At 62.7% G+C, this 16,243-nt stretch carries 16 protein-coding genes; 13 read left to right on the forward strand and 3 right to left on the reverse strand.

Features of this window, described 5'->3' with window-relative positions:
- Positions 1-19: 19 nt before the first annotated feature.
- The 5 genes from NO934_RS13460 to NO934_RS13480 all read left to right on the forward strand — a co-directional run bounded on the left by NO934_RS13460 (position 20) and on the right by NO934_RS13480 (position 6,041).
- Positions 20-847 (forward strand): carbohydrate ABC transporter permease, encoded by an 828-nt coding sequence (locus NO934_RS13460; RefSeq protein ID WP_375143303.1) that lies wholly within the window; start codon positions 20-22, stop codon positions 845-847.
- A 5-nt stretch (positions 848-852) separates the two neighbouring features.
- Positions 853-1,971: a sn-glycerol-3-phosphate ABC transporter ATP-binding protein UgpC gene (locus tag NO934_RS13465; RefSeq protein ID WP_309160479.1), complete on the forward strand. Its 1,119-nt coding sequence runs from the start codon at positions 853-855 to the stop codon at positions 1,969-1,971.
- A gap of 63 nt (positions 1,972-2,034) precedes the next feature.
- A complete protein-coding gene (locus NO934_RS13470) occupies positions 2,035-3,303 on the forward strand; it encodes an ABC transporter substrate-binding protein (RefSeq protein WP_309160480.1) in 1,269 nt (422 codons plus the stop codon).
- A 63-nt stretch (positions 3,304-3,366) separates the two neighbouring features.
- The gene (locus tag NO934_RS13475; protein ID WP_309160481.1) at positions 3,367-4,887 is read left to right on the forward strand and encodes a glycoside hydrolase family 28 protein; all 1,521 of its coding nucleotides are present in this window, start codon (positions 3,367-3,369) and stop codon (positions 4,885-4,887) included.
- On the forward strand, positions 4,884-6,041 hold the full coding sequence (locus NO934_RS13480) for a glycoside hydrolase family 88 protein (protein WP_309160482.1): 1,158 nt from the start codon (positions 4,884-4,886) through the stop codon (positions 6,039-6,041). Before NO934_RS13475 ends, NO934_RS13480 begins: the two co-directional genes overlap by 4 nt.
- A 6-nt stretch (positions 6,042-6,047) precedes the next feature.
- Here NO934_RS13480 and NO934_RS13485 read toward each other — a convergent pair whose 3' ends face one another.
- On the reverse strand, positions 6,048-6,440 hold the full coding sequence (locus NO934_RS13485; RefSeq protein WP_309160483.1) for a GFA family protein: 393 nt from the start codon (positions 6,438-6,440) through the stop codon (positions 6,048-6,050).
- Positions 6,441-6,510: 70 nt separating this feature from the next.
- Positions 6,511-7,203, reverse strand: coding sequence for a GntR family transcriptional regulator (locus tag NO934_RS13490; RefSeq protein WP_309160484.1), 693 nt, complete (start codon positions 7,201-7,203; stop codon positions 6,511-6,513).
- Between the two features lie 82 nt (positions 7,204-7,285).
- Here NO934_RS13490 and NO934_RS13495 point away from each other — a divergent pair, with 82 nt between their 5' ends.
- The 6 genes from NO934_RS13495 to NO934_RS13520 all read left to right on the forward strand — a co-directional run bounded on the left by NO934_RS13495 (position 7,286) and on the right by NO934_RS13520 (position 12,981).
- Positions 7,286-8,452 (forward strand): mandelate racemase/muconate lactonizing enzyme family protein, encoded by a 1,167-nt coding sequence (locus NO934_RS13495; protein WP_309160485.1) that lies wholly within the window; start codon positions 7,286-7,288, stop codon positions 8,450-8,452.
- Positions 8,453-8,487: 35 nt separating this feature from the next.
- The gene (locus tag NO934_RS13500) at positions 8,488-9,729 is read left to right on the forward strand and encodes an extracellular solute-binding protein (protein ID WP_309160486.1); all 1,242 of its coding nucleotides are present in this window, start codon (positions 8,488-8,490) and stop codon (positions 9,727-9,729) included.
- Positions 9,730-9,805: 76 nt separating this feature from the next.
- Positions 9,806-10,738, forward strand: a complete 933-nt coding sequence (locus tag NO934_RS13505) for a sugar ABC transporter permease (RefSeq protein ID WP_309160487.1) — start codon at positions 9,806-9,808, stop codon at positions 10,736-10,738.
- A gap of 10 nt (positions 10,739-10,748) precedes the next feature.
- Positions 10,749-11,582, forward strand: a complete 834-nt coding sequence (locus NO934_RS13510) for a carbohydrate ABC transporter permease (RefSeq protein ID WP_309160488.1) — start codon at positions 10,749-10,751, stop codon at positions 11,580-11,582.
- 5 nt (positions 11,583-11,587) lie between these two features.
- Entirely contained in the window at positions 11,588-12,646 is a 1,059-nt protein-coding gene (locus NO934_RS13515) for a sn-glycerol-3-phosphate ABC transporter ATP-binding protein UgpC (protein ID WP_309160489.1), read from the forward strand.
- Between the two features lie 2 nt (positions 12,647-12,648).
- Positions 12,649-12,981 carry an L-rhamnose mutarotase gene (locus tag NO934_RS13520; RefSeq protein WP_309160490.1) on the forward strand — a complete coding sequence of 111 codons (333 nt, stop codon included), beginning with the start codon at positions 12,649-12,651 and terminating at the stop codon, positions 12,979-12,981.
- 3 nt (positions 12,982-12,984) lie between these two features.
- On the opposite strand, the gene NO934_RS13525 is transcribed toward NO934_RS13520, so the two are convergent.
- Positions 12,985-13,998, reverse strand: coding sequence for a LacI family DNA-binding transcriptional regulator (locus NO934_RS13525; protein WP_309160491.1), 1,014 nt, complete (start codon positions 13,996-13,998; stop codon positions 12,985-12,987).
- 220 nt (positions 13,999-14,218) lie between these two features.
- On the opposite strand from NO934_RS13525, the gene NO934_RS13530 reads away from it, so the two are divergent.
- Positions 14,219-15,307 (forward strand): Gfo/Idh/MocA family oxidoreductase, encoded by a 1,089-nt coding sequence (locus NO934_RS13530; RefSeq protein ID WP_309160492.1) that lies wholly within the window; start codon positions 14,219-14,221, stop codon positions 15,305-15,307.
- Positions 15,308-15,324: 17 nt separating this feature from the next.
- Positions 15,325-16,239 (forward strand): sugar phosphate isomerase/epimerase, encoded by a 915-nt coding sequence (locus tag NO934_RS13535; RefSeq protein ID WP_309160493.1) that lies wholly within the window; start codon positions 15,325-15,327, stop codon positions 16,237-16,239.
- The last annotated feature ends 4 nt before the right edge of the window (positions 16,240-16,243 follow it).

Below are 16,243 nucleotides of genomic sequence, written 5' to 3' on the forward strand. Positions count from 1 at the left end.
GAGGACGCGTCGCAACCAGATGATCTCGGCGGTCATCCGCTACGCCATTCTCGCGGCGGTCGGGTTCATCATGCTCTACCCGCTGCTCTGGCTGGTGGGGGCCTCGTTCAAGACCAATGCGGAAATCTTCGCTTCACCCAGCTTCATTCCCCAGAACCCGACCTTCGAGGGGTATCAGCGCGGCTGGGAGACCTCGACCAACTGGAATTTCGGGCATTTCTTCCTCAATACCTTGTGGATCATCATCCCCAAGACCATCGGGACGGCGATCTCGGCCACGCTGGTGGCCTATGGGTTCGCCCGGTTCGAATTTCCGTTCAAGCGCATCCTGTTCGTGACGGTGATCGCGACCCTGCTGCTGCCCAACGTCGTCACCCGTATTCCGCAATACCTGCTGTTTCGGGATCTGGGCTGGCTCGATACCTATCTGCCGCTCTGGGTGCCTTCGGCGCTGGCGGGCGATGCGTTCTTCGTCTTCATGCTGATCCAGTTCCTGCGCGCCATTCCGCGCGACATGGAAGAGGCGGCGCGGGTGGATGGGGCCAATACGATCCAGACCCTGGTGTTCATCGTCATCCCCATGCTGGCTCCGGCCATCATCTCGGTGTGCCTGTTCCAGTTCATGTGGACGATGAACGACTTCCTGGGGCCGCTCATCTACATCTCATCGGTTGAAAAATACCCGGTTTCCCTGGCGCTGCGCCTCTCTCTGGACGTGACCGAAGCCTTCCAGTGGAACCAGGTGCTCGCCATGTCGGTCCTCACCCTCGCGCCCTCGCTGCTCGTGTTCTTCGTAGCCCAGCGCTACTTCATCGAGGGCATTTCGACCGGCGGCGTGAAAGGATAATTCCAATGGCCAATCTTACTCTCAAGAAGGTCGAAAAGGTCTACGGCAACGCCTTCAAGGCGGTCCATGGCATCGATCTGGACGTCAAGGACGGCGAGTTCATGGTGCTGGTGGGGCCGTCCGGTTGCGCCAAATCCACGACGCTGCGGATGATCGCCGGGCTCGAGACGATCACGGGCGGGGAAATCCGCATCGGGGACAGGGTGGTCAACAACCTCGTTCCCGGCGAGCGGGGCATCGCCATGGTGTTCCAGAACTACGCGCTCTATCCGCACATGAAGGTGAAGAACAATCTCTCCTTCGGCCTGCGGATCAAGAGAACGCCCAAGGGCGAGATTGCCGACGGCGTCGATCGGGTTTCCCATATCCTCGAGATCGAGGAATTGCTCGACAGGTTGCCCAAGCAGCTTTCGGGCGGGCAGGCCCAGCGCGTGGCGGTGGGGCGGGCGCTGATCAAGCAGCCCGAAGTGTTCCTGTTCGACGAGCCGCTCAGCAATCTCGATGCCAAGCTGCGCGCGTCGATGCGGGTGCGGATCACCGATCTGCACAAGCAGCTCAAGCAGTCGGCGACCTCGTCCACCGTGGTTTACGTCACCCACGACCAGACCGAAGCCATGACCATGGGCGACCGCATCTGCGTGATGAAGGACGGGCGCATCATGCAGGTGGCCGATCCGGCGACGCTCTACAACCGGCCCGAAAACGAGTTCGTCGCCGGTTTCATCGGGTCGCCGGAGATGAATTTGATCCCGGTCCAGCTCACGCGTAACGGGGCTCCGGCGGTGACCCTGGGCGGGCAGACGGTGACGTTCGGCAATGAACTCGCCTCGCGGCTCGCGGCCAATGCAGACGAAACCGTGAGCATGGGGGTGCGCCCCCAGCACATGCAGGTGGTGCCGACCGGCACGGCAAACGCCTTTACCGGCAAGGTCAGCCATGTGGAGTTCATGGGCCACGAGGTGAACCTTTACGTCGATATCGCCGGCCACAGCTTCACGGTGGTGGTTCCGGGCGATCACTACAATCCATCCATGCTTTCGGACGGGCAGATCTCGCTCTCGCCCCAGGAGGCAAGGCTGCACTTTTTCGACCCGAAGACGGGACGCAACGTCTCGCTGATCTGAACCAATCCGGCTGCCTTTTTGGGGAGCCGATATCGACTGACAAACATCGAAGGGAGGAAAACGATGAAACGTACAGTCACTCTGGCCACAGTGTCGGCCTTGATGGTTACCACCGCACTCAGCTCGGCCCAGGCGGCCGATCTGCGTGTATCATGGTGGGGCGGCGACGCACGGCACGCGGCCACCCAGGAGGCGCTGGAAATCTGCGGGGAGAAGCATGGGCATACAATCAGCCCCGAATTCACCGGCTTTGATGGCCACCTCGAACGCCTGACCACTCAGCTCGCCGGGCGTACTTCGCCGGATTTGATGCAGGTCAACTGGCCGTGGCTGCCGCTGTTTTCGCCGGACGGGTCGGGCCTTGCGGACCTTAACGAATTCTCCGACATCATCGACCTGTCCCAGTGGGACCCGGCGCTGCTGGAAACCGGAACGCGCAATGGCAAGCTCAACGGCATTCCGGTTTCGATCACCGGGCGCGTGCTGTTCTATAACTCCGACACCTATGAGCAGGCCGGCGTCGAGCCGCCTCAGACCTGGGACGACATGATCGCCGCTGGCGAGGCGTTCAAATCCGAGCTGGGCGACAACTACTACCCGTTCGACGCCGCGCGCTACAACGCCATGCTGCTGGTCGCGCTCTATGCCACCCAGCAGACGGGTACGGGGTTCATCGACCCCCAGACCAATGAAATCGCCTGGGACGAGGCGACCCTTGCCGAAGCGATCAATTTCTACCAGAGCCTGGTGGATGCGGGCGTGATGAAAAGCTGGGAAGATGCGGCTGCCATGGGCAATCCGCAGCTCCATGAACGCGGCGACTGGGCGGCGGGCGAGGTGGCAGCGTCCTATGAGTGGGATTCCACGGTGTCGCAAATTTCCGGGCCGTTCGAGGGCGAGACGCCGCTACGGCCGGTACTGCCGCCCAAGAATGCCGATGCGGTCTCCGACGGCATCTTCCGCAAACCCTCCATGCTGTTCGCCATTTCGGCCCATTCTCCCAACCAGGAGGCTGCGGCCGAAATCCTCAACTGTCTTCTGGTGGAAGAAGAGGGTGCGCGCGTGATGGCCAGCCATCGCGGCGTTCCGGCCTCGGCGGCGGCGGTTGCGCTGCTCGAAGCAGAAGGGCTGATCGACCCCAACGTCAAGGCGGCCAACGATCTTGTGCTCGCGGCCGATACGCCGCCGGCCTCGCCCTATTTCGAAGACCCTGCTGTCCGCACTGCCTTTGAAGGCGTGCTCGAAGAGTATGCCTATGGCCTGCTCCCGGCCGAGGAAGCGGCTGCCGCGATCATCCAGGGCGCCCAGCAGGCGCTGGAACGCGTGGAGTAACCACTCACAAGGGCGGGCGCGGTTCTGCCGCGCCCGCCTCCCTCCAACCTATCCTCTGGTTCGATGCCTCTTCAGGTTCCCACAATCCTCGTCCTCACGCCGCGCACCATCACGGTGGAACTCGCGGGCGTTGCGGCGCGAGACCAGCTCGCCGCCGCGCTCGACTGGCGGCTGGTCGCGTCGGGGGACGTGATGCAGGAAGGGCAGGCGGGGCGGCCGGTCCTGACGGTTGAAGGATTGGTGCCCGGCATCGCCTATGGACTGGAGATCGCCGGATTCGGAAGGCTGGATTTCACCGCGCCACAGGAAAGCGCGCTGATCGACATTCGCGATCATGGGGCATCCGAGGCTGCGAACAACAGTGCCGCCTTTGCCGCGGCGATCGCGGCGGCGCCGGCTGGGGCGACGATCTATGTGCCGCCCGGCGTCTGGCGCACCGGGCCGGTGTTTCTTAAATCGGATATGTGCCTGCACCTGCCGTATGGAGCGGTGCTCAAGGGGCTGGCGAAACGGCAGGCCTATCCCATTCTCGACACGTTCGATGCCGAGGGAAAAATGCAGGCGAGCTGGGAAGGCGTGCCGGCGGCGTGCTTTGCCTCGCTTCTGACGGCGATAGACGCTTTCCGCATCGCGGTCGCGGGCAAGGGCGTGATCGACGGGGCGGGAGCCGAGGGCGACTGGTGGGGCTGGCCCAAGGAGACGCGCGAGGGCGCGCGCCGGCCGCGAACGGTTTTCGCGAACCGATGCGCCGATTTCGCGATGGCCGGGGTGACGGTGCGCAATTCGCCGAGCTGGACGATCCACCCGACCAATTGCCGCAAGGCGATGTTTGCCGATCTCGCCATCGAAAATCCGGCCGACAGTCCCAACACCGACGGGCTCAACCCTGAAAGCTCAAGCGATGTGGAGATCGTGGGTGTGCGGTTTTCGGTGGGCGACGATTGCATCGCCATTAAGGCCGGCAAGATCTGGCCAGACGGGCGCGTGCCCGAGCCGACGCGGAACGTGTCGGTGCGCCATTGCCGCATGGAGCGCGGACATGGCGGAGTGGTGATCGGCTCGGAAATGAGCGGTTCGGTGACCGACGTGACGGTCGAGCACTGCACCCTGGCCGATACCGACCGGGGCCTGCGCATCAAGACGCGGCGCGGGCGCGGCGGCGAGGTGGCCCGGATCGCCATGCGCGACTGTGTCATGGACGGGGTTCTGACGCCGCTGGCGATCAATTCGCACTATTTCTGCGACCCCGATGGCCGGTCGGACGCCGTGCAGAATCGTGCGCCGGCGCCCGTCGATAAGACAACGCCGCATCTGCGCGACGTCACCTTTGCCGGCATCGTGGCGCGGAACGTTCATCATGCGCTGGCCTATGTGCTGGGGCTTTCCGAGGCGCCGATAACTGGGCTGGTGATCGAGGACATCTCCGTCACCTACGACCCGCAAGCGCAGGCCGGCGTGCCGGAAATGGCCGAAGGACTGCCGGAGCTGCGCCATGGCGGCATCATCACCGAAAATACAACCAATCCGATCATCCGCGGCATTGCCTGGCCCGATGACAGCAACAGCCGGGAGCGCGCATCGTGAAGCTCGACACTTTCTTTGATACTTTTGCCGAGCAATACCAGCACTATAAGCGCGGCGACTGGTGCTATGAGGATGGGTGCATTTATCGCGGGCTGTTGCTGCTCGACGGGGTCGACCCGCGCGGGCCGTGGTTCGGCCATCTCAAGCGGCTGGTCGACTCGCAAGTGGGCAATGACGGATCGCTCGCTGGGTACGATATCGAAGAGTTCAATATCGACAATATCCTTTCCGGCCGGGCGCTGATCGCGCTCCATGTACGGACCGGCGAGAAGAAATACCGGCTGGCGGCCGAACGGCTTGCCGAGCAGCTTGAGCGGCACCCCCGGATCGGGCGCGGCAATTACTGGCACAAGCTGCGCTATCCCTATCAGGTCTGGCTCGACGGGCTGTATATGGGACTGCCGTTCCAGATCGAATACGGCAAGGCTTTCGGCAAGCCCGAACTGGTGGACGATGCCATCGTGCAGTTGAAATCAGCACTGGAGCTTCTCGCCGACCCGGCCACCGGGCTCTACAGCCATGGCTATGACGAGGCGCGGGAACAGAGGTGGGCGGACAAGAGAACGGGCCGATCGCAGGCGTTGTGGTCGCGCGCGCTGGGCTGGCTGGCCATGGCGCTGGTGGACGTGCGTGAGGCCATAGGGCCGGAACTGGCGGCGCAAGCCGGGCTCGACGAGGCAATCGCCGTTTTCGCAAAGCGGGTGGCGAGGCATCAGCGTGAGGACGGACGTTGGAACCAGGTGACCGACCAGCCCGAACTTGAGGGCAACTACCCCGAGAGTTCGGCGACGGCGATGTTTGCCTATTTCTTCCTCGTCGGCGAGCGGTTGGGAATTTCGGGAGTCGACGGTGAGATCGGGCTGAAGGCGCTGGCCGGGTTGCGCGAGCATGCGTTGGCCGCCGGGCCGGATGGTGAGCCGGTTCTTGGGGCCATTTGCCATGTGGCGGGCCTGGGCGGCTTTGACGGCCGCTATCGCGATGGGACCGCCGCCTATTACGTCAGCGAGCGATTGCAGCCTAACGATGCCAAGGGCGTGGGGCCGTTCATGATGGCCGTGGCCGAAGCGCGGCGGCGGGACCGCCTCGGGGAAGCGGCGGTCACCGAGAATGCCGGATTTCCGGCATCTGCGCGGGCGGGGGCGCCGCGCGGCTGAGCTGTGCTACTCCTCCGAGCGGCTGGTTTCGTCGCGGTCGCGGGGGTAGTGCCGCTTGAGCGGGAAGGGCGGAAGCCAGGATTCGCGGCGGATGGTCCAGAGTTCGTAGGTGGGGCGGAACTGGTCGGGGGCATCGAAGGCGCCGAGGCTCACTTCGATCTCGTCGCCGGAGCGGGCTAAGACCGACGAGCCGCAGCGCGGGCAGAAATGGCGGTCTCCATAGTGATGCGTTTCGCCCTCGATCCTCACTGCGTCTTGCGGGAAGATGGCCGAGCCGTGGAAGATCGATCCGCTGTGCTTGCGGCAATCGAGGCAGTGGCAGAGGCCGACGCGGTAGGGACGGCCCGAAACTGCGATGCGGATGTCGCCGCATAGGCAGCCACCGGTGAAAGTCTGCATGCCGGCTCTCCTCCAGGATCAGCGCAACAATGGCTACACCGGTTAGCGCATCGAGGGCAATCGATCGGCCTCAGTAGAGGCCCATATGGCGCTGGAGGGCGGCGTTGAAATGGGCCTGGAGGGCGGCCTCGGCGGCGTCGGCATCGCGGGACTTGCAGGCATCGATGATCTGGATGTGCTCACGAAGGGACCGCAGCGCGAGCGGGGGTGTCAGGCGGCGGTCGAGGCGGACCAGGCGCAGGTAATTGTGCATGCGCTTGTAGCTGGTCTCGATCAGCGGATTGGCCAGGATGCCGATGATGTTGTCGTGCAGGATGCCTTCGAGCCGTTCGATTTCGGCCATGCTGTCGTCGGTGAGGCCCTCGGCCTCGATGCGGGAGACGAGATCGGCATGCATGCGGGCGATGTCGGCGATCAGGGACTCGTCCGCCGTCTCGGCAAAGACGCGCACGGCGGCGCGCTCGAGAATGGCGCGGAACTGGTAGGTGGATTTGGTGAGCTCAAGGCCCGGCTTGACGAATTCGATGCCCGAGCGCGGGTGGATCTTGAGCACGCCTTCGGCTTCCAGAACCCGCAGGGCGTCGCGCAGGGGAGCAACGGGAATGTCGAGCAGTTCGACGAGATGGTTCTGGGAGACGAAGGCGCCGGCGGGCAGCTTGCGCTCGAAGAGATTTTCCAAAATCCGGTCATAGGCCAGATCGCTCAACCGGCGGTTGGCATTGGCCGTTCCGCTGGACGCGGGTGTTGCCTTGGCAGAAACCACTTGTGCCCTCGTGCTGTCTACTCTATTAATCCTGCTAACTGATAGATCAGTTTCTCAAACTAGTCGATCAAAGAAGCAGGCTATGCGCATCAATTCCTACCGCATAACGCGTTTTCAGTTCCGGCGCGACCGCGTTATCGGGGATAGCCAGGTGCGGGCCGAGGATGTCAACGTTGCAGCGCTCGAGCTGATTGCCGATACGGGCGCGGTGGGACTGGGCTTTATCCAGACGCTCTTTACGCCGCTTCCGAGCCAGGCGGAGATGGAGCGGATATTTGAAACCGAAGTCTGGCCGACGCTGGAGGGCGCTTCGCCGCTGGGACTCGTGCATCGCGTGACGCGCCCACGCGGTGGCAATCAACGCGCATTCGGGCTGCCGGTCCATGAGGCGCTGCAGGTGGCGCTGTGGGATCTGGTGGGCAAGGAAGCGGGCATGCCGCTCTGGGAGGTGCTGGGGGGAAGCCGCGACAGGGTGAAGGCCTATGCGAGCGGGCTTGATTTCCATCTCTCGGACGAGGCGTTCGTCGAGCTGTTCGGGCATGCCGATGCCATCGGTTACGATACGTTCAAGATCAAGGTCGGGCATCCCGATTTCGAGCGCGACCTGCACCGGCTCGACCTCTTGAAGAAAACGGTGCGGCCCGGCGCGCGGTTCATGATCGACGCCAACGAGGCCTGGGGCGCCAAGGAGGCGCTCAATAAGATCGAGGCGATCGAAAGGGCGGGGTTTGCGCTCGTCTGGGTCGAGGACCCCATCTTGCGCACCGATTTCGCGGGGCTGAAGATGCTGTGCGCATCCACCCCGAACACGATGATCAATTCGGGGGAATATCTGGATGCGTCGGGCAAGCGGGCGCTGATGAGCGTGGGCGCGACCGATATCGTCAACGTTCACGGGCAGATCACCGACGTTATGCGCATCGGCTGGTTCGCCGCCGATATCGGCGTGCCGGTCAGCGTGGGCAACACATTTCTCGAGGTGGGCATCCATGCGGCGGTGGCGCTGCCGGAGGTGGAGTGGATCGAATATTCGTTCCAGAATTTCGACCATCTCGTTGAGGAACCGATCGAAATCCGCGACGGCTATGCCTATGCGCCCAGGCGGCCCGGCCACGGGCTGGTGCTGAGCGAGGCGGCGCGGGCCGAGTGGGCGCGGCCGGAGATCGTTTCGGAGGATCAATTGGGCCAAGCGCCGGCAAATCCGCGCGTGGGGCGGCCAGAGCCTGTGCGGAGCCTGGGGACAGCCTAGCGCAGACAATTTGATTGATGGAGGAGAGCTTTCAAATGAGAACCACACTGTTGACCAGTGCCGCGCTGGTGTTTGCCGTCGCCAGCCCGGCCTTTGCCCAAACGATCACCGTCTGGGACTGGAAGTCGGGCGATCCGGTGGCGACCAGTTATTTCCAGCAGGCCAAGACCGAATTCGAGGCGGCCCATCCCGGCGTCACCATCAATTACGTGATGCAGCCCAACGATCAGTACTACACGATCCTGGGGACCGCCCTGGCATCGGGGGCGGGGCCGGACGTGTTCCTGCTTAATGGCGGCGCGCAGGCGCGGGCGCGGTTCGAGGCGCTGACCGATGTGACGGCGCTGGGAGAAAACCTGGTGGGCACCGAGGAGTTCGCGAACGAGGACGGCACGCTCCATGCGCTGCCGATCACCATGCAGGGCTTTATCGTCTATTATAACAAGCAGCGTTATGCCGAAGCTGGTCTCGACCCGGAAAACCCGCCCCAGACCTGGGAAGAACTGGTTGCCGCCTGCGAGGCGATCACCGAAACGGGCAATGTGCCGTGCTTTTCCATGGGCAATCGCGAAGGGTTCGGCGGAGAGTTCTTCCTGTCCTCGGTCGCCGCGTCGTCACTGACCGCCGAGCAGCATGACGCCTTTGCCAATGGAGAGCTGAAATGGTCCAGCCCGGAGATCATGGAAATCCTCCAGACCTGGGTCGATACCCAGGACATGGGCTGGTACCGCCAGGGGGCCAATTCGACGGCCAAGTTCATGGACGAATATGAGCAGTTCATGCGCGGCGATGCCGCCAATACGATTGGGCTGTTGTCGGATGTGGCGCACTGGAAGCAGTTCGACGATTTTCTCGGCGCGGAAAATGTCGGGGTCTTCCGCCTTCCGGCGCCAACCTTGGCCGATGGCAACGTCAAGATTCCGGTGGCGGGCGGCATCGGCTATGGGGTCAACAATGCCGGGGCCAATGTGGAACTCGCGACCGCGTTTGTCGAACATCTGGCGTCCGCTGGGCCGATCCAGACTTTCGTGAACGATGCGGGCGTCGTGCCGGCCAATACGACTGTCGATACGTCCAGCCTCTCCAGCCCCTCGGTCGTTGCCATTCTCGAATGGCTCGAGCCTTATGGCGCGCCCATGGCTCACTCGAACACCACTGCGGATGAATTGTCCGAATGGCACCGCCAGAGCCAGCTTCTGCTCAATGGCGATGTGACGGTCGAGGAGGCCGCGGCGCGCATGGACGAGGTTCAGGCGCAGGCCCATAGCGGGAATTGAGGCGCGAGCCTCTAACGGATCCATGGCGCGGCCAACCGCGCCATGGCCTGTCTTTGAGCGGAGGAAATCCTGGATGGTGAGCGCCAACGCATCGACAGCCGAGCCGATGGGCAAGCGCAGCAAGCGCGCGGCGCCGACCATGGCGGGCTCGAAGGCCGAGCGCCGGTTCGCCTTTTTGTTCGTGATGCCGGCGGTGCTGCTGGTGCTGGTGTTCCGCATCATTCCGCTGATCTGGGGGTTCTTTCTCTCGCTTACCGACTGGCGCGGGCTGGGTGAGGCCAATTTCATCGGCATCGGCAACTACCAGCAGATGGTGGGGGATCCAAATTTCCAGGCGTCGATGGTCAATACCTTCGTGCTTCTGGCAACGCTTCCGATCTGGATCATGCTGCCCATGCTGCTCGCCATCCTGATCCATCAGGGGGTGCCGGGCGGCAAGCTGTTCCGCGCCGTCTATTTCTTCCCTGCCGTCCTTTCGAGCGTGATCGTGGGGTCGATCTTCAATGTGGTGCTGCGCTATGACGGCTCGTTCAACGCGCTTTTGGGGATGTTCGGCATCAATGCCGTCGATTGGCTGGGCGATTCCAACACGGCGCTGTTCTCGCTTATCGGCGTTCAGCTCTGGGCGACGTTCGGGATGAGCCTTCTGATCTTTCTGGCGGGCCTGTCCACGGTTCCCAAGGAGATGCTGGAGGCGGCGCGGCTGGATGGGGCCAAGCTGTGGCAGATCTGGGTTTTCGTCATCATCCCCTCGCTGCGTCCGATCATCGAATTCGTCGCCGTGGTGACCACGATCGGCGTGCTCACCAACATGTTCGGGCTGATTTACGTGCTGACTGCCGGCGGGCCGGGGACAGCGACGACATTGCCCGAATTCCTCATCTGGCTCGAGCAGGGGCGGCTCAACCGGCCCGGCTATGCGGCGGCGATCTCGATGGTGCTGTTCGCCTTCATGGCGGGGATCGCGTATCTGCAGATCCGCATCATGTCGCGCAACGCCAATCTCTAAGGAACACGCCATGGCTGCCGCCGGAAAACGGGAAAGACGCATTCTCTGGATCTTCGCGCTGCCCATGGCGCTTCTGGCGCTCTCTTGCGTCTATCCGGTCTATTTCGCGATCAACAATGCGCTCAAGGACAATCGCGGCTACATTCTCGACCGGTTCGGCCTGGTCCAGAACCCGACCCTGAGCAATTTCGTCCAGGCCTGGACCCAATCGAACCTCGACAGCTATTTCATCAATTCTGTGATCACCACGGCGGGGGCGGTGCTGTTGCTCCTGGTGGTGTCTTCGCTGGCGGGCTTTGCGCTGGCCGTGCTGCGGTTTCCGATGCGCCGGCTGATCTTCATCGTGATCCTTGCATCGCTGATGATCCCGGTGCAGGTGGTTCTGGTGCCGTTCTACCAGACGGTGGTGGGCCTGGGGCTGCTCAATACGCGCATCGGGCTCATCATCTCCTATACGGCGTTCTTCCTGCCGTTTTCGGTTTACCTCATGACCTCGTTCTATGCCGGCCTGCCGCGCGAACTGGTCGAAGCGGCGCGGATCGACGGGGCCAAGCTCATTCAGGTGTGGTGGTATGTGATGGTGCCCATGGGCAAGCCGGCGCTGATCACGCTGGGCATTCTCAATACACTCTATTGCTGGAACGACGTGTTGATTTCGCTGCTCGTCCTGCAGGACCAGCGCACGCTGATGGTCGGCATCGCGGCGCTCAGGGGCGAATACACCACCAATGTTCCGCTGCTCTCGGCCGGCATTGTCCTGGCTGCGGCGCCGATCGTCATCCTTTACATCATCTTCCAGCGCCAGATCGTCTCCGGGATCGCCGTCGGCGCTGTCAAAGGCTAGGTTTCATGGCTCAGATTGAACTCAAGGACGTCCGCAAATCCTATGGCGCCACGCCGGTCATCCACGGCATATCGCTCGGCATCGAGCAGGGCGAATTCGTGGTGTTTGTCGGCCCTTCCGGGTGCGGGAAATCCACGCTGCTCAGGATGATCGCCGGGCTGGAGACCATCACTGATGGCGATCTTTATATCGGCGGCAAGCGGATGAACGATGAGGAGCCGTCCGATCGCGGCGTGGCCATGGTGTTCCAATCCTATGCGCTCTATCCGCATATGAGCGTTGCCGACAATATGAGTTTCGGGCTGCGCATGACCGGCCGGCCCAAGGCCGAAATCGCCGAAAAGGTGCAGCGGGCCGCTTCGATCCTGCAGCTTGAAAAGCTGCTCGACCGCAAGCCGGCGCAGCTCTCGGGCGGCCAGCGCCAGCGCGTCGCTATCGGTCGGGCCATCGTGCGCAACCCGGACGTGTTCCTTTTCGACGAACCGCTCTCCAATCTCGATGCCGAATTGCGGGTCCAGATGCGGGTGGAGATCGCCAAGCTGCATGGAACGCTGGGCAACACGATGATCTATGTCACCCACGACCAGACGGAAGCCGTGACGCTGGCTGATCGGATCGTGGTGCTGCGGGCGGGCGTGGTCGAGCAGGTGGGCACGCCCATGGAGCTTTACGAGAACCCCGACAACGCCTTTGTCGCCGGCTTCATCGGCTCGCCGCGGATGAATTTTCTATCGGCCACGGCCAGTGGCCCCAAACAGGTGACGCTCAACGGCATCGACGTCGCTCTGCCGCATCTTCAGTCCGATCTGACTGCGGGGCAGGCTTTGCAGCTCGGCGTCCGGCCCGAGCATCTCGACGCGCCGGCGGGGATCGAGCTGCCGGTAAGCGTCGATGTGTCCGAGCAGCTTGGATCGACCACTTATGTGCACAGCCGGCTCGCCGATGGAGAGGTGTTGATCGCCGAGCGGCGCGGCAGCGCACCCCGGAGCGGGGAGGCGACCGTCCTGCGGTTCGATCCCGCCTCGGTGCGGCTGTTCGACCAAGCGGGCGCGCGGGTTCGCTGAACATGGGCCAGCGCATGGGGATGGTGGTTGCCGTCAAGCCCGAAAAGCTCGATGAGTACAAGCGGCTGCACGCCGAGCCCTGGTCGGAGATGAACGCCGCGCTCAAGCGCGCTAATATCGCCAACTATTCGATCTTCCTGCGCGAGCCGGAGAACCTGTTGTTCGGCTATTGGGATTATACCGGGGTCGACTATGCCGCCGACATGAAATGGCTCGGCGAGCAGGATGTGACCAAGCGCTGGCTCGCGCTGACCGATACTTGCCAGACTCGGCTGGAAACGGCGGCTGAGGGGGAGTGGTGGAGCATGATGCCCGAAATCTTCCATCTCGATTGAGGTTCACGCCTCGGGAATATTCTCGCGAAAGATCGCCTGCACCCGTGGGGAAATGGCTGTCCAGCCTTGGCCACGGACGGTGCGGGTGAGCTGGGCCAGCACCTCGCGGGCCTGAACGCGGGGGTTCTGGTCGATGACCACATCCATCGTGCCATCGAGCAGGAAGATCTTGGTGTGCGGCGTGAGGTCGTGACCGACAAAGAGCACGTCTTGCGCGCGATCCGCTTCCTGCAGCGCGCGTGCGATGCCGCGATTGCCGGCGCCGATGTTGTAGATGGCGTCGATTTTGTCGTCGGCAAGGACGGTGCGCGCGACGGCATAGGCGCGATCTTCCTCGTCGCGGACTTCGGCGGAATCGAGGATGGCGATCTGCGGGAACATCTCGGCCATGACGTGACGGAAGCCCATTTCGCGCTCCTCGTGGCCGCGATAGGCGAATGAGCCGGTGAACATCGCCACGCGCTTGTCGCCCGGACCCAGCATGCGGCCCATGAGATAGCCGGCAAGGCGGCCGGCCGAGCGATTGTCGATGCCGATGTAGCCGGCACGGGGGACGTGGTGGATGTCCGACACAAGGGTCACGACCGGCACGCCACGTTCCACCAGGGCGCGGATGGCCTCGCGCACGAGGGGATGGTCGATACCCACCAAGGCGACGCCGCGATGGGGGCCTTCCAACTGGGTGAGCTTGGCCGCAAGGGCGGACGGCTCGAAGCCGTCGATGATGTGCACATCGACTGTTGCATTGCCGGTGAGCGGGGCCAGCGCCTCGATATGCTGGTGCAGCTCGCGCATGAAGCTGTTGCTGCCGCCCGGCAGCACGATGTCGAGCGTCAGCGCCTGCCCGGAAGCGAGGGACGGGTGCGGTGGGGGGGCGATATAGCCGAGCCGGATCGCCGCATCGCGCACGGCGAGCCGCGTCCGTTCCTTGACGCCGGGACGGTCGTTGAGAACCCGGTCGACTGTGGCGCTCGATACGCCTGCTTCCCTTGCGATATCCACGAGCGTTGCCCGCATGCGTCTGCCTCCGTTGGTGGTGTCGCTATAGCGTGCAATCGGGGATGGCATCAACAAAAATGATGTAAAATGATGTAATTATATTGGCAGATATGGCCGGTTTGCCCTCAAAACCAGTGCTTGACCGCTTGAGGATGTTCATTTAGTCCGTCAGGAAATGATGGAAAAAGATTAAGTCCATCATTGTGAGCTGCATCAACCTGGCTGGGGAGGAGAGGTGATGGAGGCGTTCAAGCTTTCGCCAGACGTAGACGTGCGCGCACGCGATTTTGCCATCGGGTGCATCGGCGCGGGCATGATCATGGCCGACAACCATCTGGAAGCCTATCGGCAGGCTGGCTTCGATGTCGCGGTGATCGCATCGCGAACCGAGGAGAATGCCAGGGCTGTCGCCGAACGCTACGGCATCAAGACGGTGCACGAAACGCCGGAGGCGCTGCTGGCCGATGCGCGGATCGAGATCGTCGATATCGCCTTTCCGCCCGACCTGCAGCCCGACCTCATTCGCAAGGCTCTGGCGCAGCCGCATGTGCGGGCCATTCTGGCGCAAAAGCCGTTGGCGCTGACGCTCCAAGAGGCGATTGCGCTGCGGGACGAAGCCAGGGCAGCGGGCAAGATCCTCTCGGTCAACCAGAACATGCGCTACGACCAGGCGATGCGCGTGCTCAAGCAGATCATCGATGCGGGGCATCTGGGCCAGGTGGTGTTCGCCCAGATCGACATGCACGCCATTCCCCATTGGCAGACATTCCTTGCCGACTACGACCGGCTGACGCTCGCCAATATGGGCGTGCATCACCTCGATATCCTGCGCTTCCTGTTCGGCGAGCCGACCGAGATCACCACCGTGGCGCGGACCGATCCCCGGACGCAGTTCACCCATTCGGATGGCATCACGGCCTCAACGCTCAAATTCGCCAACGGGGTGATGGCGCTATCGCTCGAAGACGTCTGGAGCGGTCCGCGCGAGGAGGGGTTCGATGATGACATCCACATCCGCTGGCGCGTCGAGGGAACCGATGGCGTCGCCAAGGGAACCATAGGCTGGCCCAATGGCGCGCCTTCGACGCTCAGCTATGCCTCGAAGACGGCGACGGGCGGTAAATGGGTGACGCCGGAATGGGAGACCATGTGGTTCCCGCATGCGTTCATCGGCGTGATGGAGCAACTTCAATACGCGCTCAAGTCCGGCACCGAACCCGAGCTGTCGGTGGCCGACAATGTGCGTACCATGGCGCTGGTGGAGGCCGGTTATCGCTCGATGGCCGAAAAGCGCACGGTGGCGCTCAGCGAAGTTCCAGTGGAATAACAAGGAGGAGACGCAACATGATGCAATTGGGTATTTTTTCGGGATACTTCCCTTATACGCTCGAAGAAACGGCAAAGAAGATCAGGAGCCACGGTTTCAATACCGTTCAGCTCGATCTCCATTTCAAGGATATCGATCTCTCCGCTGGCCAGATCACCAAGGAAAAGGCGAAACGGGTGCGTGAGACCTTCCGCGACCACGACCTGCCGATCTGCTGCATTTCGGGCTACACCAACATCATCCACCCCGACCGCGACGAGCGGGCGCGCAGGGTAGGCTATCTCAAGGAGATCATCCGCAACGCCCGCGATTTCGGCTCACCCTACGTCATTTCGGAGACGGGGACCTACAACACCGAAAGCGATTGGATGCATGACGATCGCAACAAGACCGAGGAAGGGTTCGAGGAGTGCCGCAAGGTGATCGCCGAACTGTCGCAGGAAGCCTATGACCACGGCGCGGTTTTCTTGCTCGAGACATACGTGAACAATGTGGTCGGATCGGTGGAAGAGACGGTCAAGATGTTCGCGCAGGTCGATCATCCGGGGCTGGGGCTGCTGATGGACCCGACGAACTATTTCGAGGCCCACAATATCGATGCGATGGACAAGATCCTGCATCAGGTCTTCGATACGCTTTCGGACAAGATCAAGATCGCCCACGCCAAGGACGTCAAGCGCTCCGGCGAGGACAAGAGCGAAAAGCACGCCGATATCGGCGACGACACCGCTGCTGAATCGCACACGTTCCGGGGCGTGGGGGAAATCGAGTTGCCGGCGCCGGGATTGGGCGAGCTCAACTACGACCTCTACCTCAAGCGGCTGTCGGAAAAGCATCCCAACATTTCGATGATCATCGAACATCTCGAGGAAGCCGACGTTCCGCGGGCCAAGCAGTTCATGGATGGCAAGCTGCGGGCGCAGGGTCTTTGAAGAA

The organism is Pelagibacterium sp. H642 (assembly GCF_031202855.1).
Taxonomy (GTDB): domain Bacteria; phylum Pseudomonadota; class Alphaproteobacteria; order Rhizobiales; family Devosiaceae; genus Pelagibacterium.